Source organism: Bradyrhizobium sp. BLXBL-03, from assembly GCF_051853015.1.
GTDB lineage: Bacteria > Pseudomonadota > Alphaproteobacteria > Rhizobiales > Xanthobacteraceae > Bradyrhizobium > Bradyrhizobium manausense.
Genome location: NZ_CP182470.1, coordinates 7,148,126 through 7,170,363 on the forward strand (window position 1 = coordinate 7,148,126; position 22,238 = coordinate 7,170,363).

At 59.4% G+C, this 22,238-nt stretch carries 29 protein-coding genes and 2 pseudogenes; 15 read left to right on the forward strand and 16 right to left on the reverse strand.

Features of this window, described 5'->3' with window-relative positions; genetic code table 11:
- Positions 1–729: 729 nt before the first annotated feature.
- Entirely contained in the window at positions 730–1,332 is a 603-nt protein-coding gene (locus ACNJX9_RS33980; RefSeq protein ID WP_439410258.1) for a hypothetical protein, read from the forward strand.
- Here the strand turns inward: ACNJX9_RS33980 and ACNJX9_RS33985 are convergent.
- Positions 1,283–1,402: pseudogene (locus ACNJX9_RS33985) on the reverse strand (IS110 family transposase); the annotation flags it as partial. The gene ACNJX9_RS33980 and the pseudogene ACNJX9_RS33985 overlap by 50 nt on opposite strands.
- Here ACNJX9_RS33985 and ACNJX9_RS33990 point away from each other — a divergent pair.
- The 4 genes from ACNJX9_RS33990 to ACNJX9_RS34005 all read left to right on the forward strand — a co-directional run bounded on the left by ACNJX9_RS33990 (position 1,344) and on the right by ACNJX9_RS34005 (position 3,620).
- Positions 1,344–1,682 (forward strand): hypothetical protein, encoded by a 339-nt coding sequence (locus ACNJX9_RS33990; RefSeq protein WP_439410259.1) that lies wholly within the window; start codon positions 1,344–1,346, stop codon positions 1,680–1,682. The pseudogene ACNJX9_RS33985 and the gene ACNJX9_RS33990 sit on opposite strands and share 59 nt — an antisense overlap.
- Positions 1,683–2,071: 389 nt before the next feature.
- Positions 2,072–2,518 carry a hypothetical protein gene (locus ACNJX9_RS33995; RefSeq protein ID WP_439406394.1) on the forward strand — a complete coding sequence of 149 codons (447 nt, stop codon included), beginning with the start codon at positions 2,072–2,074 and terminating at the stop codon, positions 2,516–2,518.
- A gap of 107 nt (positions 2,519–2,625) precedes the next feature.
- A complete protein-coding gene (locus ACNJX9_RS34000) occupies positions 2,626–3,057 on the forward strand; it encodes a hypothetical protein (RefSeq protein WP_439406395.1) in 432 nt (143 codons plus the stop codon).
- A 92-nt stretch (positions 3,058–3,149) separates the two neighbouring features.
- Complete coding sequence (locus ACNJX9_RS34005) at positions 3,150–3,620, forward strand: hypothetical protein (protein ID WP_439406396.1); 471 nt, start codon at positions 3,150–3,152, stop codon at positions 3,618–3,620.
- Here ACNJX9_RS34005 and ACNJX9_RS34010 read toward each other — a convergent pair.
- Positions 3,604–4,155 (reverse strand): hypothetical protein, encoded by a 552-nt coding sequence (locus ACNJX9_RS34010; protein ID WP_439406397.1) that lies wholly within the window; start codon positions 4,153–4,155, stop codon positions 3,604–3,606. The genes ACNJX9_RS34005 and ACNJX9_RS34010 overlap by 17 nt on opposite strands.
- 336 nt (positions 4,156–4,491) lie before the next feature.
- Positions 4,492–5,265, reverse strand: a complete 774-nt coding sequence (locus ACNJX9_RS34015; RefSeq protein ID WP_439406398.1) for a hypothetical protein — start codon at positions 5,263–5,265, stop codon at positions 4,492–4,494.
- On the opposite strand from ACNJX9_RS34015, the gene ACNJX9_RS34020 reads away from it, so the two are divergent.
- The 4 genes from ACNJX9_RS34020 to ACNJX9_RS34035 all read left to right on the forward strand — a co-directional run bounded on the left by ACNJX9_RS34020 (position 5,230) and on the right by ACNJX9_RS34035 (position 8,262).
- Positions 5,230–5,979 (forward strand): S49 family peptidase, encoded by a 750-nt coding sequence (locus ACNJX9_RS34020; RefSeq protein ID WP_439406399.1) that lies wholly within the window; start codon positions 5,230–5,232, stop codon positions 5,977–5,979. The genes ACNJX9_RS34015 and ACNJX9_RS34020 overlap by 36 nt on opposite strands.
- A complete protein-coding gene (locus ACNJX9_RS34025; protein WP_439406400.1) occupies positions 5,976–6,833 on the forward strand; it encodes a hypothetical protein in 858 nt (285 codons plus the stop codon). Before ACNJX9_RS34020 ends, ACNJX9_RS34025 begins: the two co-directional genes overlap by 4 nt.
- A 280-nt stretch (positions 6,834–7,113) precedes the next feature.
- Positions 7,114–7,935 (forward strand): phage baseplate assembly protein, encoded by an 822-nt coding sequence (locus ACNJX9_RS34030; RefSeq protein ID WP_439406401.1) that lies wholly within the window; start codon positions 7,114–7,116, stop codon positions 7,933–7,935.
- Positions 7,936–7,989: 54 nt separating this feature from the next.
- The gene (locus ACNJX9_RS34035; RefSeq protein ID WP_439406402.1) at positions 7,990–8,262 is read left to right on the forward strand and encodes a hypothetical protein; all 273 of its coding nucleotides are present in this window, start codon (positions 7,990–7,992) and stop codon (positions 8,260–8,262) included.
- 102 nt (positions 8,263–8,364) lie between these two features.
- Here the strand turns inward: ACNJX9_RS34035 and ACNJX9_RS34040 are convergent, their stop codons facing one another.
- Both ACNJX9_RS34040 and ACNJX9_RS34045 read right to left on the reverse strand, forming a co-directional pair.
- Positions 8,365–8,952: a hypothetical protein gene (locus tag ACNJX9_RS34040; RefSeq protein ID WP_439406403.1), complete on the reverse strand. Its 588-nt coding sequence runs from the start codon at positions 8,950–8,952 to the stop codon at positions 8,365–8,367.
- 431 nt (positions 8,953–9,383) lie between these two features.
- The gene (locus tag ACNJX9_RS34045; protein WP_439406405.1) at positions 9,384–9,836 is read right to left on the reverse strand and encodes a hypothetical protein; all 453 of its coding nucleotides are present in this window, start codon (positions 9,834–9,836) and stop codon (positions 9,384–9,386) included.
- Positions 9,837–10,012: 176 nt separating this feature from the next.
- On the opposite strand from ACNJX9_RS34045, the gene ACNJX9_RS34050 reads away from it, so the two are divergent.
- The 5 genes from ACNJX9_RS34050 to ACNJX9_RS34070 all read left to right on the forward strand — a co-directional run bounded on the left by ACNJX9_RS34050 (position 10,013) and on the right by ACNJX9_RS34070 (position 12,587).
- Positions 10,013–10,381 (forward strand): hypothetical protein, encoded by a 369-nt coding sequence (locus tag ACNJX9_RS34050; RefSeq protein WP_439406407.1) that lies wholly within the window; start codon positions 10,013–10,015, stop codon positions 10,379–10,381.
- Positions 10,382–10,640: 259 nt separating this feature from the next.
- Positions 10,641–10,985, forward strand: a complete 345-nt coding sequence (locus ACNJX9_RS34055) for a hypothetical protein (protein WP_439406408.1) — start codon at positions 10,641–10,643, stop codon at positions 10,983–10,985.
- 125 nt (positions 10,986–11,110) lie between these two features.
- Complete coding sequence (locus ACNJX9_RS34060) at positions 11,111–11,590, forward strand: hypothetical protein (protein ID WP_439406410.1); 480 nt, start codon at positions 11,111–11,113, stop codon at positions 11,588–11,590.
- An 88-nt stretch (positions 11,591–11,678) separates the two neighbouring features.
- Positions 11,679–11,837, forward strand: coding sequence for a hypothetical protein (locus ACNJX9_RS34065; RefSeq protein ID WP_439406412.1), 159 nt, complete (start codon positions 11,679–11,681; stop codon positions 11,835–11,837).
- Positions 11,838–11,924: 87 nt separating this feature from the next.
- Positions 11,925–12,587 (forward strand): sce7726 family protein, encoded by a 663-nt coding sequence (locus tag ACNJX9_RS34070; protein ID WP_439406413.1) that lies wholly within the window; start codon positions 11,925–11,927, stop codon positions 12,585–12,587.
- Here the strand turns inward: ACNJX9_RS34070 and ACNJX9_RS34075 are convergent.
- The 4 genes from ACNJX9_RS34075 to ACNJX9_RS34090 all read right to left on the reverse strand — a co-directional run bounded on the left by ACNJX9_RS34075 (position 12,483) and on the right by ACNJX9_RS34090 (position 15,290).
- Complete coding sequence (locus ACNJX9_RS34075; RefSeq protein ID WP_439406415.1) at positions 12,483–13,478, reverse strand: beta family protein; 996 nt, start codon at positions 13,476–13,478, stop codon at positions 12,483–12,485. The genes ACNJX9_RS34070 and ACNJX9_RS34075 overlap by 105 nt on opposite strands.
- Before the next feature lie 220 nt (positions 13,479–13,698).
- Positions 13,699–13,911 carry a hypothetical protein gene (locus ACNJX9_RS34080; RefSeq protein WP_439406416.1) on the reverse strand — a complete coding sequence of 71 codons (213 nt, stop codon included), beginning with the start codon at positions 13,909–13,911 and terminating at the stop codon, positions 13,699–13,701.
- Between the two features lie 281 nt (positions 13,912–14,192).
- Complete coding sequence (locus ACNJX9_RS34085) at positions 14,193–14,489, reverse strand: hypothetical protein (RefSeq protein ID WP_439406417.1); 297 nt, start codon at positions 14,487–14,489, stop codon at positions 14,193–14,195.
- Between the two features lie 405 nt (positions 14,490–14,894).
- Positions 14,895–15,290 carry a hypothetical protein gene (locus ACNJX9_RS34090; RefSeq protein ID WP_439406419.1) on the reverse strand — a complete coding sequence of 132 codons (396 nt, stop codon included), beginning with the start codon at positions 15,288–15,290 and terminating at the stop codon, positions 14,895–14,897.
- A 403-nt stretch (positions 15,291–15,693) separates the two neighbouring features.
- Here ACNJX9_RS34090 and ACNJX9_RS34095 point away from each other — a divergent pair.
- Positions 15,694–15,968, forward strand: a pseudogene (locus ACNJX9_RS34095) (DNA -binding domain-containing protein).
- A gap of 874 nt (positions 15,969–16,842) precedes the next feature.
- On the opposite strand, the gene ACNJX9_RS34100 reads toward ACNJX9_RS34095, so the two are convergent.
- From ACNJX9_RS34100 to ACNJX9_RS34130, 7 genes are all read right to left on the reverse strand, one after another.
- Complete coding sequence (locus ACNJX9_RS34100) at positions 16,843–17,250, reverse strand: hypothetical protein (protein WP_439406421.1); 408 nt, start codon at positions 17,248–17,250, stop codon at positions 16,843–16,845.
- Between the two features lie 17 nt (positions 17,251–17,267).
- On the reverse strand, positions 17,268–17,909 hold the full coding sequence (locus ACNJX9_RS34105; protein ID WP_439406422.1) for a hypothetical protein: 642 nt from the start codon (positions 17,907–17,909) through the stop codon (positions 17,268–17,270).
- 388 nt (positions 17,910–18,297) lie between these two features.
- On the reverse strand, positions 18,298–18,522 hold the full coding sequence (locus tag ACNJX9_RS34110; RefSeq protein WP_439406424.1) for a hypothetical protein: 225 nt from the start codon (positions 18,520–18,522) through the stop codon (positions 18,298–18,300).
- 39 nt (positions 18,523–18,561) lie between these two features.
- On the reverse strand, positions 18,562–18,795 hold the full coding sequence (locus ACNJX9_RS34115; protein WP_439406426.1) for a hypothetical protein: 234 nt from the start codon (positions 18,793–18,795) through the stop codon (positions 18,562–18,564).
- A gap of 324 nt (positions 18,796–19,119) precedes the next feature.
- A complete protein-coding gene (locus ACNJX9_RS34120) occupies positions 19,120–20,427 on the reverse strand; it encodes an adenosylmethionine--8-amino-7-oxononanoate transaminase (protein ID WP_439406427.1) in 1,308 nt (435 codons plus the stop codon).
- Positions 20,414–21,058, reverse strand: a complete 645-nt coding sequence (gene bioD, locus ACNJX9_RS34125; RefSeq protein ID WP_057748293.1) for a dethiobiotin synthase — start codon at positions 21,056–21,058, stop codon at positions 20,414–20,416. The genes ACNJX9_RS34120 and bioD overlap by 14 nt, the downstream gene beginning before the upstream one ends.
- The gene (locus ACNJX9_RS34130) at positions 21,055–22,209 is read right to left on the reverse strand and encodes an 8-amino-7-oxononanoate synthase (RefSeq protein WP_439406430.1); all 1,155 of its coding nucleotides are present in this window, start codon (positions 22,207–22,209) and stop codon (positions 21,055–21,057) included. Before ACNJX9_RS34130 ends, bioD begins: the two co-directional genes overlap by 4 nt.
- Positions 22,210–22,238: the final 29 nt, after the last annotated feature.

Here is a 22,238-nt window from a genome sequence, read left to right on the forward strand (position 1 = left end):
GAGGAATCGCGAACAATGTCTGTGGAAACTGAAACGGATTGAACAAAAGTGGGGTACCGTCACCGAGGACACGTTCAATAACTAGGACGACGCCGACGCCTTCGCCGCCGACGCGCTGGCGTGACACCAAGAGCTTGGCAAGACCTCGCACCCGTCCGCCACCTACTGGAAAACATAGAACTGGCGGCCTTCACGCCTCAGGGCCTTCGGCGAACGGCAGCGACAATCGTGCAATCAGCACGTCTGCCGGTCGACTACGTCAAGGCCCTTCTAAACCACAACGACAAGGGTGTGGCGGGTAAGCGACCATCGCGCGACGAATTAGGCAGCGATGCGCTCCAGTGACCGCAAACCTGCCGAACACCAGTTAACAATCCGCTAACCAATTCGGGCCGCCCCTAGACCAATCAGCGGCTAGAAATCGGCGGCCTTGCGTCCTCCGGCAAGCTCCGCTGTAATCGGCGTCGATGGAGCGTGACCGGGGGCGCCTACGATGTTGGGATGGGGACGATCAAAGAAGCCGGCCTTGCCTTCGGCCGAAGGGGCTCTAGGCAACCTCTTCGAACCTCTGGCGCTGCTGTCAGCTCTCGATAAGCTGCTTCCATGGTACCTGAAAGAGACGGATGAAGGGCGGCTAGTCTATCCGGCGTGTAACCGCACGCTGAACGATGCCGATGGAAATGTTCGGGCAATTTGGGGCACACTCGGCTTGAGGCCTGCCGCTACGTCATGATGGTGCCGAGGCGCGACGTAGAGCTTTTGGTTAGCGCCGTGCGCCAGGCCGAAATGATGGATGCCTTTCTTAGGCAGCTTCCGCACGAGGAAACTGTCGTCGACTTCAGGGGCGTTCCTTTTGACGATTATCCGACCGCGATCATTGCCGGCCTAAATTGGCTCGATCACTGCGCATTCCTCGCCGGCGTCGACCCTGACAAGTTCAGGCGAACGGGCCGAGACTTCCGCCATTTCGTGGTGCTCGCGCAGCAGTGGTGGGCGATCGAAAATGCGGGACCGCGCTGCTACGAGATGCTCGCGAACCGCCAAGTCCCCCCGCTGATGTTCTATCTCATGTGGCAGAGCTATACGCGCCTAGCAAAGGAAATTGCTATTGCAGCGATCTATGGATCGTCGCTCGATCGCGCCACAGAGCAGCAGCGACAGTATTTTCGAACGACGCTCAGTTCGCAGCCCAATCAAATGCAAGCCGCGCTCTCTACTCTAACCGAAACCACAGCCAGATTGAAAAGCGCTTCGGATCCAGACGATTTGGTCCGATCCTATGCTTGCGAGCCGCGGCCAGCGTCCGCGCCCTTTGGCTGCCGATGCTCTTGACGTGAACAGGCTTGAACCATCCCGTTCTCACCACCTGCGCGATCCCACGGGCGTCATTCCGATCGGTCTTCACCGGCAACCGGGGATTTGCTTTCCGTGTAAGACCAACCGACGACTTTGGTGGTCTTGTTGTCCCCAGACTCCGCAGCTTTCTTAACCCCCAACTCGTCGAAGCATTTCAGTCTCGGGGCGTCCTCTTTGATCTGCCTACAGGCGGCGAAGCCGAGCAGGAAATCCATGACTTCGGCTTGAGCTGGACGAGCCAGGCAAAGAATAAAAGCGGCGGCTATGACAATGCGGACGGGGATCATGATGGAATAATACTGAAAGATCTATCGAAACAAGGCTAGCGTACAAGCGCAACTAGAAGGCCCAATCGAGGGCAATCCAATCGTGCTGGTCTAGCAGCGGCTGGCCTGCGGTGGTCGCGTTCTTCTAAGGCTGGCAACACGTCTCGTTGGACAATACGCGAGTTGAGCTGACGGGCCGGCGCGATTCCAGGATTGAGGTAGTGGCGCCGCCTGTGGGGCGACGCCAGTAATGAGGCTCGGCATCTTTTGCACAGCATGCTGTGAAAAGGTCGAATAACCCCTGCCCCGGGTCGCGACGGGGTTGCGTCGACTCTGTTCTATGTGTGTTCTCTAAAGTGCGGCGCGAAATGATTCGTGTCGCGAACCGCGCCCGGGGCCTTTTCTTGGGGAATCGGGAAACCGGGCGCTCTCGCAATGGAGAACTACCGATGTCACTTTACGACGCTTTGATCAATCCCCCTTTTGCGGAAAAACGCTCGCTGCAAGACTCGCAGTGGACGTTTGAGTTTCAGCGATACCCGATTGATGCCAGGCCTCAAGGGCGCGACTGCGTTTATGCTCTCGTCTCGCCCTACGGCTTTGTGCACTACATCGGAAGAGCCGAGGATCTCGCCACTCGGATCGGCTCTCATGACCGTATTGAGGAAGCTAAGCGCGATGGAGCGACCGAGCTATGGGTCCACCGCACCAACGCACAGAGCAAGGTGCATTTTCACGAGGTGGAAGAGCGGCTCATCCGTACGCTGTGCCCGCCCTTGAACAAGCAGCACAACTCGCTTGCAAGTCTCGGTGGCGTCATGGGGCTGTCCGGCGGAGTGTCGGCAGCGAATAGGCTGGGGGTGCCTTTCGGACTGCTCAACGGTCTGAAGCTCTGAAGTCTCGCAGCGATTTTGAGGCAAGTCATCGGGCGGAGTTAGACCCGCCCGATGACACGCTGGCATTTACCTCGTTGACCGCAACCGCAGTTACTAAAGTTGCACCGATGAAGCGCCCGATTGATCATCTTCGCGATTCCGCGATGTCCATGGAGGTGGGCTCATCCGGAAGCCGCATCACGGGAATGATTAAGATTGGCGATCGTCTTCACTCCGTAAAGACCGACTCAATCTATCGGGTCATGTTGGCAGACGAAATTGATCCCGGTCGCACTAATATCAATGTGCCAAACTCGCAGCAGAAGGTTTTAGACTACAGTTCTGACTCGCCGCTGGTAGCCAAAACGCTGCTAACCGCCAAGCAGCTTTTTGAGAAGGGATTCCTCGGTCCCGACTTCGAGTCTGCGAAGGCAATCGAGCTAAGCTTCGAATGCTTGAAGAATTTGGCTGCGATGTCCGACCTTGCAACCGAGTTCAGAAGGCAGGATGATGACGTAGAGAGTCGGCTTGCAGATTTGCAGATCAAGGGCGTTCTCTAGCGCTCCCATCGGCGCCTAACCTAGAGCCGCGCTGCAAAGAGTTCATTCAACGCGCCGATCACTCGCTCCAAGCACTCTTTGCGATTGCTTCGATGTTCTACGGAAGCAAGTTTAAGGGCTGGTTTGAAGGACTTGCGGAGGAAGTAGCGCGAAAACACGAAGGCGACAGCCAATACATTGGGTTGACGTCAGATGTGGCGAATTTCTGCAAATCAATTAGGACCACTCGCAACTGCATCGAGCACAGGAAACCAAATGAGCGTGTTGAGGTTTTTGATTTCTCTTTAACGCCAAATAACGAGATCGTTCCTCCATCGATTGCCGTGTACCACCCCAAGTTCACTCAGCCGCGAATACCGATTTCCGCATATACGTCTCAGGTAACCGATCACATTGCCGATACGTTCGAGTCTCTGATTGCATTCATGTGCTCAAGAAATATCGATGCATCGGTGGCAACTCCTGTCCAAGTGGTGGAGCTGCAGGAAAACCAGCGCGGCAACAAGCTTGTGAAGTACACGTATGGGATGGACGGCGGCAATCAAACTATCCCGCTGTCGTAACATCGTTCTCTTCGAGGGTCTCTATCCTACCGTATTTCTCAACCACTGCGTAAAGCGCCGTATATTTTGCTCGCTCAAGCTTGCCGTGATATTCGTACCCTTTGCGGGCGGCAATGCTTTGGAGCGTTGAATAGTAACCAGGTAGATTGCTTTTTATGGCGCGCTCGATGCTTGGAACTAACGTCGCATCCCGCGACTGCTTATCAACCTTGGCAGCCAAAATCGCATTGCTGATTATAGCGAGCTGATGAAAATAGTTATCTCCGGCGGTCGCGATCGATAAGAAGTCGTCGAACGTGGGGTCGTCCTTCTTGCTGATGTATTTCTGAAAGACCGTGGTGAATTCCTGGTAGCGCGCGTTCTGCGCCAGCATCAGGTCTCTACCATTTTCGAAAAGCTTCTGCTCGGCGTCTAAACGCTCCTTCTTTGTCAGTGTCCAACGAGTCGCCAAAAAACCAATGGCGCCCCCGAAAATCCACTGGACCGGAGAGAAATTGTCCTTGGCCAGCTCAAACAAGTGTGCGAGGTCGATCACTTCTGTTCAGCGAGGCGCAATAGGGTATCGATCGTATCGCTCTCCGATGCATAGTAGCGAGTACGGTAGTCTGGAAAAATCTGCTTGGCCGCAGCGTCCCCGGCAACGTCTCTTGACATGCCCTGGCGGGTTAACTCGCGGACTAACTCTGCCCAACGCCGAGTCTGCGCATCGTTTGGTTCGCTCGCAAGCCCGTATTTTATCAGCAAGCCGTGGCCCGCAGCCGCCATAACCCTTCTCCCTCTGATGATTTCCTCAATCAACCATAGAGGGTTCACGCGCATACCTTCAAGTATTCGGGGCCCGCAAGCATCAAATAGTTGCGGATAAGCCTGCTCACCCCAACACCCTTCTCGCCTTCGCATCCTTCACCGCAGCCACAACACGCATTGGCAATTCCGCGTTCTGCCGCGTCATCGCAGCCTTAATCAATGCAACCGTCTTCTCGCTGGCATCGCCTTGAATGTAGACAGATCCACCGTGAACAGTGACACCTCCACCTCCCACGCCACCACCGCGCAGAACATCGTTAGGAATGATCTGAGCGCCGCGCGGGACGTTCATAAGCTCTGGGCCGTTTTCGCCGACCAGGGACAGACCGCCAGGCGCAGAATCAGTACCGGACGCGAATTGCCCAACGAGTGGAGCACCACCAACCGACGTTGGCCCAATTGCACCTGCAATCGATCCGTTCGCGTTGATGCCACTACCTCCACCAAATAGGCTAAATAGCCCGCCACCGCCTCCGCCGCCAAACGCAGACGACCAGAGATTATCCGCAGCCATCTGCGCCAACTTGTCAGCAATTTTGCCCAGCGCGTTAAGACCGGCCTCCTTAAGCGCGTCCATTGCGGACGCCCCGTTGCGGATCTTGGTTTCGAAGTCTACCAAGAATCCGCTGTTTACCTGCTGGCCGAGGTTGGCTAACTCTTTGATGGTGGCGTTGAAGCGTAGGCCAGTGGCTTCACTGCTAGCCAGAGCAGCCGGGATATCGTTCCCATAAAGGCCCCTCAGTTGTTGGGCAACTGCCAAATCCTGCGGCGTCAGAAATGTGGACTTGGCGCCGAATTGGATATGGCGGCAAGCGCCGCCTACGCCATTGCCGCGCAAGCGACGCGGATCGTCACGACGTCTTCAGGAATTTGCGGATCGGTCGGCGTCGTCATGCTGCACGCTGACTATTCGGTTGCCATCGCAAAGCAGGGGATCAAGCCGACGCTAATCCATGCCGGAGCGCGCAAAGTTGACGGCAATCCGTACGAACCGCTAACCACGGAAGTTAAAGGCGAACTCCAAGCCGAAATTGATCGGTTCTATGACCTGTTCGTCGGCAGCGTCGCCAAGGGGCGGCCGGGCATGAACGAAGCCGCAATTCGCGCGACCGAAGCGCGAACCTACATTGGGGCCGACGCTGTCGCGGTTGGTCTTGCCGATGCCGTCGGCAGTTTCGAAAGCGTGCTTTCCGAACTGACGGCATCAGCGCAATTGCACCGCCTCCCCCCGCCCCCGGCGGCGCTGACGTTCACCGCGGCCGATCTTGCAGCCGCGCGCGCTGAAGGGCGCGCGGAGGGCCTCCAACTCGGCGTGACCGACGACGGACTTGCCGCGGCGATGGCTCGTATCGACGCGGTGTTGAGCCTGCCGGCAGCGCACGGCCGGCGCAAGTTTGCTCAGCACCTTGCGTCCCAGACCAGCATCCCCGTCGGAAATATCACAGCGATTTTGGAGCAATCGCCGACGGAGGCTGACGTCCTCCGCGCCGACTGTCGCCGTTCGGGCGACACACCGCTCGGTCTTGTAATCGACGGAAAGGAAACACCATGATCTTCAACAAATCAAAGTCCGCAGCGCTGAGCGCCCGGATCGATACGCTCGATAAGGAAATTGCTGCCGGCGCCGCTGCCCTCGCTGATCTGCAAACAAGGCGTCGCGAGGCGATCCGCGACGGTAACGACGCAGCGGCCGGCAAGTTCGAAGAGAGCATCGCCACCGCAGAACGCAAGGCGGTGCTACAGGCTGAGCGTCGCGACATTCTTGCTGCTGAGCACGAAAACGCTCTCGCCGACGAAGCGCGCGAAGAATTCGCGCGACGCCATGCCGCGCAGCAGGAAGCGAACGCAAAGGTAGCCGCTGCTGCGCAAAAGGCACTTCGCAAGGCTTGGGATGTCCTAGCCCCGACGCTTCGAGAATTGGCGGAAGCGCGGGCAGCCACGGATCTTCTGAACAAGGCCGCGCCAGGCGACTTTTCCCAGCTTCCCTACGCGGACGATCTCGCGCGCGGCGCTCTGGCGCTGCCTCGCCACGACATTTCGAGCAGGCCAGTCGAGCAGTGGGTTTACTCTTCAACTGGGGAGCGCGTCGGAGATCAAGATGCCGTTCAGGGCGGCAGTTTGCATGCGGGATTTGGCGCACAGCAGGCGTCATACTGCGAAAAACGAACCTTCCGACACGTTCGGTACCATCCCGCGGAAGGTCCGCGATACGCCGCGCCGATTTCGACCGATCTTCGCTTCCCTCGATGGGACAGCGCCGGCCCGCTCTTTGATGGGGCATTCGTTCTTCCGGATAGGGTCGCAGATGCATTGAGCACCATCGAGGCGAACCAGAAGGGAAAGGCCGCCCGGCCGATACTCGAAGAATTCATCGCTACCGACGACGCCGCATCCGATGCTGCGTAACTTCCCCAGAAAGGTTCGTTGATGAGCGAAACCACGACAATTCGTTGCGACATTTGCGGCGCGGAAACGACCCTCACAGGAATGGACGCTTGGCGCGGGCCCGGTTGGATGGGGTGTTTTCACTGCGACCGAGGTTGGTCCTGCGACTGACGGCGGGCCAGCGATCCGGGGGGAAATCGTGGAGAATTGGTGTCCAGCCTGCGTCGACGAGCGTGGAGCCGATCGAAACGCGCGGGACTGTGAAGCATTCCGACGTTCACGCCGTTCTTGGTTTCGGTGCATGGACGTCGTCTTGGGCCGCGGATTTCGTCGCGGGAAGTCGGCCGACCTGATCGACGGCAGCGGCGAACACGAAACAGGCCAGTTCGAAAACAAAGACCCTCTAGAAATTGGCCAAGAGATTTCGAGCAACTTCGCCCCGAAATTCGAGACCGACCAGCAACTGGAAAAGGTTGAGCAGTACCAGTTGACGCCCGGCGAAACATGCTTCCGCTGCGTCGAAAAGCTGACGCGCCAGCAAGGCATGACGATCATGGGTACGCCGGAAGGTAACGCCAAGATCACGAAGGGCGCGCAGGGGCGGAACGGCCCGCTGATCGAAGGTCAGAACATTCTGTCAGGGACCGCGCACCATAACGGATCGAACCGGCATTCGAAGATTGTCGTCCGCGGTCAGCGCCCCTTCGGTCACGGCGACGACAATCTGGAAATCGAAGCCGAAGAACAGGACGGCGCGGTCAAGCGGCATCGCCCAATCATCATCATCCAGGACGAAGACACGACCAAGGATCGCGCGAAGAAGCGCGCGAAAAACCGCAAGGATCGCGCGGCCGGCAACGCGCTCAAGGCGACGATCGTTGTCCAAGGCTTCCACGACGACGGCGGCCAGCTTTGGGCGCCGGGCAATCTGACTTGGACCGAAAGCCCGTTCCTCGACATCGCGCAGGACATGCTGATCGAAAGTGTCGATTACAGCCAAAACGACGGCGGCAGCATTGCGACGCTGAACCTTGTCGACCCGCGCGCCTATGACGGCGAGGGCGCCGGCGGCGGCAAGGGCAATAAGTCGGGTCCGACGTGGTTTTTCCCGACTGACATTTGAGCGGGGCAAGGCCGGCGCTGGGCAACAGCGGCGGCGCAAGCGGGAGTTGGTGACTTGGATGCGCCACGCGACGTCCTCAACGAAATCGACCGCTTCACAGCGAGGTTGGCCGCCGCTGAGGCGGTCGTCGTGCAAATCACCGCACCGTTGTTGGAAGCCTTGGAGTCTGGATTAGGTCGCGAGGTAATCGACGGCATTCGAACTGGCATAAACATGCCGACACTCGATGAATTTCAAAAGCTCGCCGTCGAGGAGTACCTTCAACAACTGGCAGACAACATTGAGGCGCGGGTTCGGGCGAAGATCGGTGCGTGCCGGCCTTCGTGAATGTCTTGGACACCGGCCCACGCCGATCAAGCATCACTTCCAGTACGGCCGCGACGACATTGTAACGCCGACCATGACTTGATCGGTATGCACGCCTAAGGTTCATCGCCACACGATCTCGACGCGCCCGCCGAGGGCGGCGATTGCTCGGAGTAGGACGTTACGACGCGGCTTCTGAGACCGGCGACTGCTATTGGCGAAGTAACGTCGTCCGGCGCACGTTCGATCGAGATCGCGCAGCGAAATTCTGAGATCGGCAGCCCTCTGCCGGATCGCATCTAACATCTGTTGACCGGTCAGTTTGGGCTGCCATGGCCGTCTTCGGATGCCAAAAGTTCTGCCCTTGCCTTGAATGCCGTCCCAGCTATGCCGTGGAAACTCCGCGATCAGCTCAGCCTTTGTTGCATTTCCCCAGCGCCCCCGCAGGCGCGCAATCTCGCTCGTTGTCCAATGGGAGACTGACCGAGTGAGTTTGAGCTTCATGGCTCGCGAATACAGCGCCTGTTTTGATCGACGCCGCAGCTTCCGTTGCATCGCGCGATAGTCGGGGAAAAGCTCTCCAACAACATAATCCTCCTCTTTGGTCCACAGAGGATGTCCGTCCGGGGTGCGTCCTTCGAACTGAATTCGTGCCCGGGCCCGATCCGATGCGTTGAGACCTTCGTACTTGCTTCGCCGCTGGCGTTTCATTTGCCGGCCTCCCTTCACCAGGCACGATGAAGGGCGAGAAAAGTTGTTAAGTCGATGCGTGGCGAACTGGTTACTCCCGCAATCCACGCCGGGAATATACCCGGTTAACTGACGGCGATTTGAATGTTCTGCGCTCGCCTTCGTCGGTTCTTTGCCTGCTTTCACGGCCTCATCGACCGTCCGCCGAATGATGCCCGGGTCACGCGCTTCGGCGTCTCCGATCTGGCGGGCCTCCTGAATTGCCCTACGATCTAAGCCAATATCAGCGGCTGTCGGCTTGAAGTCCCCGCCGCGGACTTCTTTGCGCCGGTGGTCCCCGCGCTTCTGAACTTCGCCCCGCGCCTGCGCCGCGTCGTATTCATCCGCAAGCCGCCGCTTAGCCTGCGCCTCGATATCCAGCGCGTCGGCCTGCGCCCGATAGACGGCGGCGATCAGGTGTCCGTCTTCGGCTTCCGCTTTCTCGCGCGACCTTGGTACGATCCGAAATTTTCCGGCCCGTCAATCGCACCGTACACTGAACCCCGGCCCTGTGCGTAGAGGCCATATTCCAGATCGAAGAACGCCCGCACAGCCGGCGTGTAACGACCGCCCATTAGCCCATCGATCTTCGGAAAGCCGCGTCGTTCGAGCAGCGGGACAATCGCGCGAAATTCAGAATAGCGACCCGGTCCCATCAGCGCGACGGAAACGTCCATCTCGCTGGCGAACAGTGGCAAGTCTTCGAGTGTGACCTGTCGCCGATGCCGGTCCTTGATTGTGTCGCCGTTCAGTCGTCGCTGTCTGGCTTGATCACGTGAGGTCGAGTTTCTGATCGACTTGCCGATCGCTTCCTGTTCCTCAGGGGATCGATCGGGCGGCTCTGTTGTGGGCGGTTTGGAGATCAAGGGCGCCTTCCGCTCCGGCAAACCGGTAATAAACCGGGAATTGTGCCGGTACTGCACATACGGCTACGGGTTTCTTCCCGCGTTGCATTTGCCGATTTTTTGAGTAGGTTCAACCGGACCGGCCATCAGCTGCGAACTGATGACCGGCCCTAACCTGCAACACGATGGATTAGATCATGCAGCAAGCTGAACGGACCAATATCATTGTCGGACCTTGGGCGCACTCCCTAACGAAGCCGACACCGATTGAATTGCTTTGGAAGCAGTTTCAGACGACGGCCGATGCAAAGAGAGAAATCTACGCTCTAGCGGATCAAACTGCCGATACCGACTACTCTGACGCGGCCGAAGCCGCCTGCGACGCGGCGTATGACGCTTTGGAGGCCGTCGCTGATGCGATCCTAGCCACCCCCTTAGCATCGAAGGCAGACGCTGCGATCCAGGCCCAGGTATTATTGGCACGTGGCGCGGAAGGCCTTCTCCAATACCGGCCAAAGGACCTAACACGCTTCGTTCAGGAAATCCTAAGGATCGCCGAGTGCTAGCGATCGACCCGCTCCCCGCGGGGCGCCCCATGAAAATGGGGCGCTTTGTCACCAAACCGGAGACCGGACGATGCACCACTTCGATCACATACGAAGGTTCTACTGGGAGCGCTGCACGAGCACTCCCGACCGCGCAACCAGCGACAGCCTGTTCGCCCGCTACTGGCGATACATGCTGCGCTGCTGAACAGGACCACGGCCACATGTACTTCCAAATACAGTGGCGCGGGCCGACAGGCATGTAGATGCGCTGCACCACATGACAAACGCCGACCGCACCGGACGGATGAAAACCATCAGCAAGCTGGCGATGGGCATCATCCGCAGGTGCGGAGAGCGCTGCAATATTGTTCGCGCCGGCGACCGCTATCGGATCTCGGAAGTCCGTTACAATGAGTTCCGGCTGACGCTTTCGCGACCCACCGATGACAAGGACCGGACGTCGACCCTCGACGTCCGTTTTTGCGGAAAGCTTGTGCTTCACGTTGAGTGGACGCCCGAGGCGGTCACGCGCACGTCGTACCGGCCGGGCTCCTGGGAAGCGATGCTGCTTCGATACGATCGGACGCTGGCGCTGGCTGGATCGGCGGCGCGGACAGATTGATGTTGACCGTCTTCGGACGTTTCTGTGCGCAGTTTGGCACAACAATTCTGCAAATCGCCGGTCACGCGGCGATAGCATGAATGAGCCGGGCGCGCGCGCAGCCAGCCCGGATAGAGGGGAATGCAATGATACGAAATATTTTGGCCGCCACGGTAGCGACGATCATGCTCAGTTCGGCAGCCGGAGCACAAACGTCGACCACCGCGCCGGCGGAAAAGAAATCAGGCGACGTCGATTACAAAGTCGTTGACCCCAGCGACCTCTTCATTGGGACGCGGAAGTACCTCGACAAGCCTATCCTGCTCAAAAGGATGCACTGCTACTACGCGGACGTGGACGACTACCGTTGCACCGCGGGAGGCCCTGTTTTCCTTGCCATCTTCACGGCCGTCGTTGAACCGGCCTCGGCTCGGGAGTGGCTGGAAAAATACTGCGACCAGCTGAAGGTCGCCGTGACGTCGGACAAGTGCCTTTTCAACCCGCAGTTCATCTATGGCGCTAAGGACGTCGACGACGATATCGTCTCGGGATTTCAGCAGCGGAAAGTGATCCACCCACCGGCGGGCGTTACAATGATCCCGGGCAAAATCAAAGGCGAGCGATAGCGCGCGTTGCCGTTTCGCCGGTCGTCGCGGTCAGCGCGGCGACCGGCGCGTCAGAATACAGCGGATGGTTTCCTGAAGGGGCGGCCCCATGATTGAGTTTTCCGACCTACCATTCTGGCCCGCGGCGCTGCGGCTGGATCAGGCGGCCGCCTATTGCGGTCTCAGCGTCCCGACGTTCTCTGCCGTCTGGCTTGGATTTCGCGCGCGCTGCGAGCCTGGTGTGACGGCGGTCTGCGCCGGCCTTTGATGCCGCTTCGTCTCCGGTTAACGCCTGTGTTGTAGACTCGTCCTATGTGCGCTAATGCAGGGCGCTAGGAGGCATTGAGAACCGTAGATGAGAGATTTCGACGTCCGACAGGCCCTGCGGCGGGATCTCGATGAACAGCACCACGACGACGCGCGAACGCGCATCGTGGAGGAGATGGGCATTTGGGCTGGCTCCGTCCGCGTCGACATCGCAGTGATCAACGGCGAGCTTTCCGGCTACGAGATAAAAAGCGCCCGCGACACACTCGTGCGGCTCCCGGCTCAGCAGGCTCTCTACAGCCAGGTTTTCGATCGCGTCACTTTGGTTGTCGCCGATCATCATTCGAAGAAGGCGTCGGTGCTTATCCCCGAGTGGTGGGGAGTTATGATCGCCAGCATGGCCGATGATCTTTCAGTGTGTCTGCAGGAAGATCGGCCGAGCTATGGAAATCCGGCCGTTGATGCTCTGCAGGTGGCTCGCTTGCTTTGGCGGCCAGAGGCCGTGGCGATCTTGGAGCGCCACGGGCTCGTCAAGGGCTTTCGCAGTGCGGCCGCCGAGAAATTATGCCGCCGCTTGGCTTCGGAACTTCCGATCGATCTCCTCAGGCTTGAGGTTCGCGAAACGCTGAAAGCTCGGACCAATTGGTCAAGGAAGTCGGTCGACGATAAACGCGAAATGGCGGTTGGCGTCGATCTCGACCCATTGAGACCTTCCGCCTGCGCTCACGCTGGGGTTGGCTGCGATCGTTGATATCCTCTGGTCGCCCCAACAACCCGGCAGTCCACCGAACTCAGGCCTTCGTACCAGCGTTCGCGCATGCGCCCGGTATTGGTCGCCCATTGGAATGCCTGACGCTCCCGTGGTGCGCTTTCCTTTGATCATAATCCAGTTGTCATCGATCGTGTAGCGCACGCTCACTGTTGCCGAAGCCATGGCCATCCCTGGCGGTTCAGTAAGGTCTCGATGCGAGATCCCGAAGTCGGCGTAATCGATAGGTCGATCGCTTTGCGGCAGCTGGCGCCAGGTCAGCCAGTCTATTCGCGGCACGATGGTCAGGCCCGGTCCAAGCTGGCCGAAGTCTTTCGGAGCTGATGAGCTCGCCAGCGTAACGGACCTCCAGGATGCGCCCAAGTTCGCTTGCAGGATGCTGCCAAGATAGCCGGCGAAAGATGTTGGATCGAACTCGGCTACGTGGCCCGCGTCGACCAGGAGATCGACGTCGGAAGGCGCGAGCTGCAGCTGCTGTTGCGCGTATCCGATTGCTCCCGGCAGCTGGCTTGGCGTGCATTTCAACATCGCGCCGGGACCGCCGCGGCCGATTTGAGAGCGCGCCGCCTGATTGTAGGCAGCGACAGCGCCGATCTCGATAACTGGAATGACCTGTACCCCGGCCGCAACCAATCCTCGGAGAATGCTGTAGAAGTTCTGCGGTCCGCCTGTGACGTTGAAATTGAAAGCTCCGTCCAGGAAGCACCTCCGGCTGGACCACGCGGCCGCCATGCGTGCCACAAACTTCGCCGGCGGCTTCTCCCCGACATGAAAGACGGGTTCGATCCTGTCTCTCTGAGCCGGCGCCAGCTGCAGCAGAGCGGTAGCCTCTCCGGTTTTCGTCTTGAGCATCGGGCGATAGATGAATGGCATTAGGACCCTCAAATTATTGCAGTACTCGGGTCCGCTCCGTAGAGGATGGTCATCCCGCAGATGGGCGCGCAGTGAAGCCGCCGGCGGCACAGAGTTGCTGCCGACGATCATAGCGAGAGCGACCACCGCCGCCGCGTTGCGAAAGCCTTCACCAACCCACCCCGGAGCGGGTTGGCGAACGGCTAGCATCGCAACCCTGACGATAATCGGCGTTGATCGCTTATCGCCCGCCTTCTTTCTGCGCGAAGTGGCGCGGCTCGGCCGGCGCGCGCTCGCGCGGCCTTTGAGTTGCATTGGCTTCGATGAAGGCCCGCCGCTTCCAGCGCTTAAAGACCAGCCCCTCAAAGCCCATTCGGCTCGCGGCCGAACGACGCTTTCCGTCGAAATGATCCTCCTGAAAGACGCAAAACGGCGCACTCTCTATGCGATCCATTCGCCTTCGTCGGCCCTCCCCTCAGGATCGGCGGCTGCGAGGTCCGGTTGGGTTTGCCTCCGTTACCGGACCTCGCTTCTTAAAACGCGTGATGGTTGCGGCTATAGGGGCGCAGCGGCGGTCATCAGGGGCGATATCATCGTAAGCCTTGAGGGCAAACCCTTCACCGGATCCACGCTGAAGCAAGCCGCCCTTGACACCCCTCGACTATCGCGCCGCCGGCACTGTCGCCGATCCTTGTCGAGCACGATCCAGACGATCCGAACCTGATCAGCGCGTCCTCACGAGATCGGCCAGTGAAACCAAGCTTGCACCGCCTGAAGCAGCGCAGCTATTGACGCGGCCGCCGCGGCTCCAGCATTCCACTTTGCCTGCAACGCAGCCGTAAGGTAGACGTCGACCCCGTCAACAATGAGCTGGTAGCTATTCGGAAGGTCCCCTAGGGACATTCGATAGTCGACGATCTTGCCATTCTCCTTTGGTACCTTGACCTTGGCGATTGCAGATCGAAACCATGCCGATCCCGCAACAATCGAGAACGCGACGACGCCGGTTGTCAGCCAATTGTCAAAGGTCACCACATTTTCTCCTAATCAAAGTAGCAGCTCCATGACTGGACACCTTAGCGTTTCTGGCGTCGGGCGACCGATCGCGATGTCCAGCTGCACGAAGAAGCCCCAGCCGGGGCTGGCGCGGCTGGGGCTCGGACGGGTGCCCGTGTTGAGGTGGGCAGCCGGAGCCTAGCCGACGTCAAACGGTGCTTTTCTTCGAATTTATCCATCGCCAGGAGGGAAATCAGCACTCGGCATTGACCAGCGAGGGGCCGGCTCACGATGCCCGCGGCGATCCCGACCAGCCGCCCCAACAGGTAAGGACACACTTTGCGGATCGATTTTGTGCGCAACGCTTTAATCGAGTGTCGATGTCGCCAGCATCCCGACGCGATCAATCCAGCGGAGCAACCGCGCCTTGCTGCGCCGGCGTCATTGACCTGCTTCTAAGTCCAGAAGGTTTTCGCAAAAGGTGTCGCCGGTCTCCAATGCCGCATTCATGATCATTTCAGCGATCCGACCGGGGTCAAGCGAGTGACGGCCAGCGAGGCGCGCGAGCAGGCCGGAATTGCGATCCTGAACGCTGACGCGATAAACGTGGGCGCCGGCGATTTCCTGCCGCGGTCGCCCGCCCTGCCCCGACAGCTGAATATCGCAGCGCTTGCACAGTTCAAAGATCCGCGGCGCCTGGTTCGCGGCCAAGCCGATGTCGAGCGCGATTTCGCGCGCGGTCAGTCGACGCTCTTCCGCGAGGAAACGGACCCATGCGATCCGGTCGTCGCTCCATTCAATGCGGCGATGGACGGCACCGAAATTGGGCTTCGACATTTTGGCCCCTCTTTTGCGGGGTCCGCATCGTGGCGCGGTTGACGAACCCTGCGGTTTAGTCGGGCGAGCTGTTGCTTCCGCATCGGCGCTTGGACGTTCTGCGGTATGCTTCATGCGACGGTTAGCCCCGGTGGGCAGTTTGGACGTGGGCGGCTAGGCGTTCGTTGACTACCTCGTCGCAGAAGCATTGCGCAATGCCTTCTGGCCGCTGTGTGGGGGACGGCAGCGCCAGATCGGTCCCGGTGGCGCCGTCGGCTATGGCCTAGTCGGCGCTATCATCGGCGCACCGGATTTCATCATCAATGTCTGCCGCCGGCTGTTTGGATGATCCTGCACCGGTCACGCTGCCGACACAAACACCGGGAAATATCCCGACGCCACAACCAATGATCGCAGGAAGCCAATGCCGCCGCTGCTCAATCCAGTTGTCGCCGATCTGGCGCCCTCCGGGTCAGACCTCACCGTATACGATGAAGAGCACATGGCCACGTATTGGCGCCTGCTCGACGCCAATGCTGAAGGCGCTGACTGGCGCGAGGTATCGCGGATCGTCCTTGGTATCGACCCAGACCGCGAGCCCAAGCGGAGGCGTTTGAAAGCCATCTCGAGCGCGCGCTATGGATGGCCAACAGCGGGTATCGTCAATTGCTGCGAGGGGGGCCTGCGAAGGCTCCGTAATGGCAGAGAGCGCGCCAGCCTTTTCCGGGCAGACGGCCGGCGGGCGTCAGCCGCCGCCGGCCATCCTCCGCTGCCTGTGGCTGGGGGCTGGATTAGGCAGCGATACGCTCCAGTGACCGCAAGCCTGCCAATCACCAATCAACAACCCGCTAACCAATTCTGGCTGGCTCTGGACCTTTCCTAGCAACAAAGCGACGGCCTGTACTGCGGCCAGCCACGCTCCCTATCGCCGGCGCCGCCTCCCCGGTCGACGACTGCGTGGTTTTGTTCGACCCGGCAGGGAATGCGCGGGGAACAGGTCATCCTCGATCAATACCGCGCCGTCGCAAGTTGGATTTACACACTTCCACTGCAGGCGATTTGCGTGCGGGCCTGCAGTCGAGATAACCGCGCTCATCGCTTCGTTGCATTTGATGCAGCGCTTACCCATTGGTGCGTCCGCATTGTCGATCGCGGTCTCTTTTCGGATTGTGGGTGGCCCTTCCACCTGCTGGGCCTGATCGAATTCGCGGCGGCGCGTTCGCACCCTGGCTTCCTCTGCGAGCTTTCTTTGTCTCTGCTCATCTAGCTCGCGTCGTCTCGTCGGACTGTTGGCATCAGCAAGCGCCCACGCCCCAAAGCCAACAGCGATGCTGATCAGAAACCACAGAGATCCGGTGCGAGCGACGCCGCCGTGATGCGAGCATGCTCCGCGTGACCCGATAGAAGGCGAATGCCAGCCGTCGGCGCAAGTGGCCGGCCCGCGGAAAATTCCCGACACCACAAGGAAGCCTATTGCGGCCGCCACGCCGATGGATTTGGACCAATCGAGGATAGCCATGTCAGAGATTGCACATGATGGTCCTGCAAGACGAGCTTACGTGAATGCGGCGCTTCACGCTCTTGGGATCTGTACCCCGACGCGCGCTTTGCTTTCAGCGGATCGAAGCGACGAACGAAGTTCGCTGCTGGTCTGTTTTCGAAGGACAAAATAGTGAACGAGGCCGGCCCTATCGATCAGTCCGAGGGCGATCTCCTCAGGTTGATCGGTCGGGTGCGCCTGCACCCGAGTGACCGGCGTCATTCTCGTGAAGCCGAGCCCTCCGGCGGCTCTGTTAACGCTCGCTGAAAGGGCGGTTGTCATGTCGTGCGCAAGCCGCGCACCGGCATCAGCATCAAGTCCGATATTGACAATCTTGCCGTTCCCCAGCGTGAATTGAAGCGCGATCATCTTTCCGTCTGCGCCGACCAGTGGAACAGCATTCGAAGCTGTCAGATAGGCCAGACTTTCTGGTGCGGGCATGTGTTGCACTTCCTTTGTTAGGTCGGGAAATCTTTCTCGCGCGCGGAGATCTCACTGAGGAAGGACCATTGGCCTTCCTCTCGTCTTTTGCGCTTTTCTCGTGACTGTTTCAGAACCTTTTGGAGGGCAGTGTAGTAATCGAAGACGATCTCGGCCCGGTCGAGCCCATACGTTTCGCGGAGCGCGGACGCGATCTCCCAAGCCTCGGCGCCGCGCGCGGATGCATGTTCGTCCAGCGCTATGTCGAGATCGTCCATCGTGTGCTCGCCGCATGCAGCGATAGCGTTCTGACTGGCGTGAACTCGGTTCGGAAAATTCAGGCATTTCGCTAGGAGCTTTTTGTCCAGTGTCCGCCACGCCTCAGTGTCGTCAGGATATTCTGGCAGGTCCGGCAGCCGCGTGTTCCAAGAGGGATAGGGTTCATTCGGCAGCTGCTCGGCGTTGGCGTTGTCGAAATAGAAATCGCAGCACTCGGAAGCATATGCCTCCAAGAGGACGGCTAACCGCAAAGCGAGGTAGGCGGCATGCTCGTTCTTCAGCGTGCGTTCTCGGTAAAGGGCGATGCCGCCCTGCACCGCGGCTGTTCCTATTCCCGCTCCAACCGCCGTCTTTAGCAAGGACAGCAAGTCCCAGTTGGTGGGGTCGAAAATCTGGTTCATTCTGTGCGCGAACGTTACCTGTGAAAGATCGTCCAAGCCCAGCCGATCGCCGCGCTGGCCGCGGCGACTGTCGCGGCCAATGCCGCAAAGCGCGTCCAGAAGACCTGCCGATTGTGCCGCGCTGTTTCGAGAGCTTCCCGCCTTCGGTCATGCCATGCGAGCCATTCCTGGGCGAAGCCGATCGTCAAACTCCGCATTTCGCCGATCGCAATAGAACCGGCAGAACCGGCATCGACTTGTGCCAATCTGGCCCGGACGTTCTGCGGGCCGAGCGCTTCAAGTTCTTCGAACCATCGTTTGGCTTGTTCCGGTAGGTTACTCCACCGGGACGTCTCATAGGAAAGCGGTCGGTCTTCATCGGAGCTATTCTGTCCGGCTGTTCGTGAGATTAGGTCTGCGCCACGACTGCGCAGCCGCGTTTCAGTGCAGCCTCGAAAACTTGCTTCAGACCGGGATCCGCCAGGATAGCATCGCCCGGCAGGAAGTCGGCCGCGATGTGCCACTCGAAGCCGCTGCTTGGCTGGGGCAGCTTCGTCGGATCGAGCACGTACGCGGTGCGGCCGGGACCTTCTCCGAAGGCGCCTCGTTCGACGAATTTCTGTAGCCGGTTCATTCTGTCCCCTTTAGGCGAAGCGTTCAGCGGGCGGCCCGATCATTGTTGTTCCGATGCCATGGGCCTCTCAGCGAGAAGCTTCAGGGCGATCGGCTCGACGTCTTCGCGCCAGTAGTCGTCGCCATTCGGAAGGACGCTTCCCAACATGCCCGGAGAATAGATGGCCGCCTCCGGGCGGCCGGGGTGCGCCGTCCAGCGGGCGTTGGTCGGCGTGTGGATGACCTCGTTTTCGTCGACCTGAAACTGATCTTTATTGACCCGCGTCCGCGCCATGGCCTGCCTCGGTTGTGCAGGCTGACCTTACACGCGCCATCACTGCCGGGCATGCTCCCGTTGCCGTTTTCCACGTCATACTCCGCGAGGGTTCGCCGGACGGTGGACATGGTGTTGGCAGAACGTCGATCGTCCAAAAATTTGCCGGTGCTGACACCGTGCTTACACGGCGACGACAACAAAACGGACCCCGAAAGGTCCGCGATGTAATTCATTGATTTATCTTCTGAATTTGGTCGGAGCGAGAGGATTTGAACCTCCGACCCCTAGTCCCCCAGGCTAGGGGTTCGGGGAATCGCGATCACCGCAACACCACCGAATAAGTTAACAAACGCTTGCGCTCGGCTCCTCAACCCGCAGAGCGCCCCTTTCCGCCAGCGCATCGGCTGCATCCCAGATGCCAGCATAGATTTCATCAAGGTCTGCCGCTGTTGCACAGTACGGGGGCATCACGTAGATCGTATTGCCGAGCGGTCGAAGCAGCAGATTTCGGTTATTGAAGAAGGCCTGGAGCTTCGGACCTATGTCCGCGAGATAGCCGGCGTCGTTCGTCTTCAGGTCGAGTGCTGTAATCGTGCCGGTCTGCCGAACGTTTCCAAAGCGTGCATCGGCCCGGAATGGCTCAATCGCCTTTTCTTGCATCGCGGCGATCGCCGCCACGCCTTGGCGAGTATTGGGATCTTGCCAGAGCTCTAGATTGGCTCTTGCGGCGGCGCAGGCTACGGGATTTGCAGTATATGAGCTGGAATGAAAGAATGTGCGCGTCCGATCTCTCGAATAGTGGGCATCGAAAATATCCGCGCGACAGAGTGTCACGGCGAGGGGAAGCGCTCCTCCCGTTATGCCCTTGGAATAGCAGACGATATCGGGTGTGATGTTGGCCTGCTCGCACGCGAACAGTGTTCCCGTGCGACCCCAGCCAGTCATGACCTCGTCGGCAATGAACAGGACGCTGGAAGCCTCGCAGATCCGCTTCATTTCCTTTAGCACCCAGGCTGGATACATCAGCATTCCGCCTGCCCCTAATATAAGGGGCTCCACAATAAAGGCCGCTGGAATTTCGTTTCGACAGGCTAGCTCCAGGGCGTCCAGCGTGTCCTGCTCACGACCTCTTACGGGAAACGGGACTGAGGTGACGTCGAACAATAGGGGTCCGTACGCCTCATTGAAGACGCCGCGCGCCCCCACCGACATCCCGCCTATCGTGTCGCCGTGATAGGAATGTTGCATCACAACAATGCTTACTCGCTGCTCGCCTATATTATGCCAATAGCCGAGTGCCATTTTTAACGCGACTTCGACGCTTGCCGAGCCGCTGTCGGAGAAGAAGACATGCTCGAGCCCTGGTGGCGCGAACTTCAGGAGCTGCGCGGCAACTTCCTCCGCAGGATCATGGGTATGCCCGGCAAAGATGATCTGATTGAGCTTACCCGCCTGCTCCTGAATCGCGCGCACGATACGGGGATGGCAGTGACCGTGCGTCACCACCCACCAGGATGAGATTGCATCGATGATACGGCGACCATCCGCGGTGTGGAGATAGGCACCATTTCCCCGAACTACCCGCGTCATCTCGTCTTGAAGAGCGTGTTGCGTAAACGGATGCCAGATCGGAGACCTATTCTTCGGCATACAACTTGAAACTATCTGCACGGAATGCGGCTTTGAACGCTGTTTGCAGCGTTTCCGCGGTGAGGTCAGAGAGCCATGGCAATCGTCCCAGCCAACGCACCCGCCCCATTTCCCGGATGGCCGTCTGAGTCTCGGCATTTCGTTCGCCAATGAAGGCCATCCCGAGAATGGGGATATCACGCTTTCGGAGAGCCTCGATTGACAGCAGCGAGTGATTGATGGTGCCAAGCTTCGTGCTCGCGCAAAGCACGACTGGAAGGCGCCAGCGCTCGAACACGTCGATATAAAGTGTGTCGCCGCTCAGCGGCACCATCAGCCCGCCGGCGCCCTCTATAACCAATGGCCGTCCCCCGGTATCCGGCAAATCGAGCGAATCTGCATCAACGCGAACTCCGTCAAGCTCTGCCGAATAATGGGGCGAGGCGGGCGCTCGAAGGCGGTAGCGCTCTTGCAAGATTCGATCGGCTGAGAGGCCGCCCAGCCGCGCGACGGCCTGGGTATCGGTCTCTCCATCGAGACCGGCCTGAATCGGCTTCCAATAATTCGCGCCGAGGAGGTTCGCAAGCCCCGATGCGAACACGGTCTTACCGATTCCGGTATCCGTGCCCGTGACCACGATCCTTAGACTCATCGAAGTATACCTTCCGTCTCCTCGACCAGGGCATCGAGCATTGCGCGTACGTCCGCTTCGCCGACGTTAAGTGTCAGCGAGATTCGCAAACGGGCCGTGCCCGCCGGCACGGTTGGGGGGCGGATTCCGCGGATGTCGAAGCCGCGCGCCTGCAGCGCAGAGGCGAGCTGCATCGCACGGGCGTTGTCGCCCACCATGTAGGGTATGATCTGCGAGTTCGAGGAACTTTTCCAACCGACGTTTTTCATCTGTCGATGCGTGAACGCGACCAGCTCGATGAGACGCTGCTGACGCTCGGGTTCCTGCTGCAGGATCAGCATCGCTTCTCGTACGGCAACGGCGATCAACGGCGAGGGCGCGGTGGCGAAGATAAAGGGGCGGCACCGGTTGACCATGAAGTCTCGCAGGACGCCGGAGGCAGTGACGAGCGCACCGGCAGCGCCCAGCGCCTTGCCGCAAGTATGAACGACCAGCAGATTTTCTCGGCCCTCGTAAGGCGCGGTGAGCCCCCGTCCATTCTCACCGTAAACGCCTGTGGCATGGGCTTCATCCACCATCAGGAACGCATCATGCCGGTCGGCGAGCGCAACCAGCTCATTGAGCGGTGCAAAATCGCCGTCCATGCTATAAAGGCTTTCGGCCACGATCCAGACACGCCCAACTCCGCCCTTTGCCCACCAGTCACGAATTGTGCTTGCAACCGCCTCTGGGTCGTTATGCGCGCTGATCCGAAAGTCAGCGCGACCCGCTCGCGCGCCTTCATGAATGCTCGCGTGCACCAGAGAATCGAGAACGAGCAGATCGCCTTTCTGCGGCACCGTCGTCAGGACAGCAAAATTTGCGACATAACCGCTGCCAAAAAAGAGCGCTGTCTCGGCACCAAAGAACCGGGCAGCTTCAGCTTCCAGACGTTCGTGCTCCTCGCAATTGCCGCGCAGGAGCCGCGACCCGCCGGCCCCGATCGGCGTGCCGGCCTCGATCGCTGCCAAGACAGCCTTCTTCATGCGCGGCGCGCTCGCGAGCGCCAGATAGTCGTTCGACGTGAAATCGATCCCCGCACGCGGATTGAGACTGCGCAATCGGTGGTCCTCTTTCAGGACATTCAACGCCGAGGCATAGGGGGCAGCTTTTCCCGCGTGGACTGGATTCATTGTGGCACCCGGCTGGCATTGAAATTGTG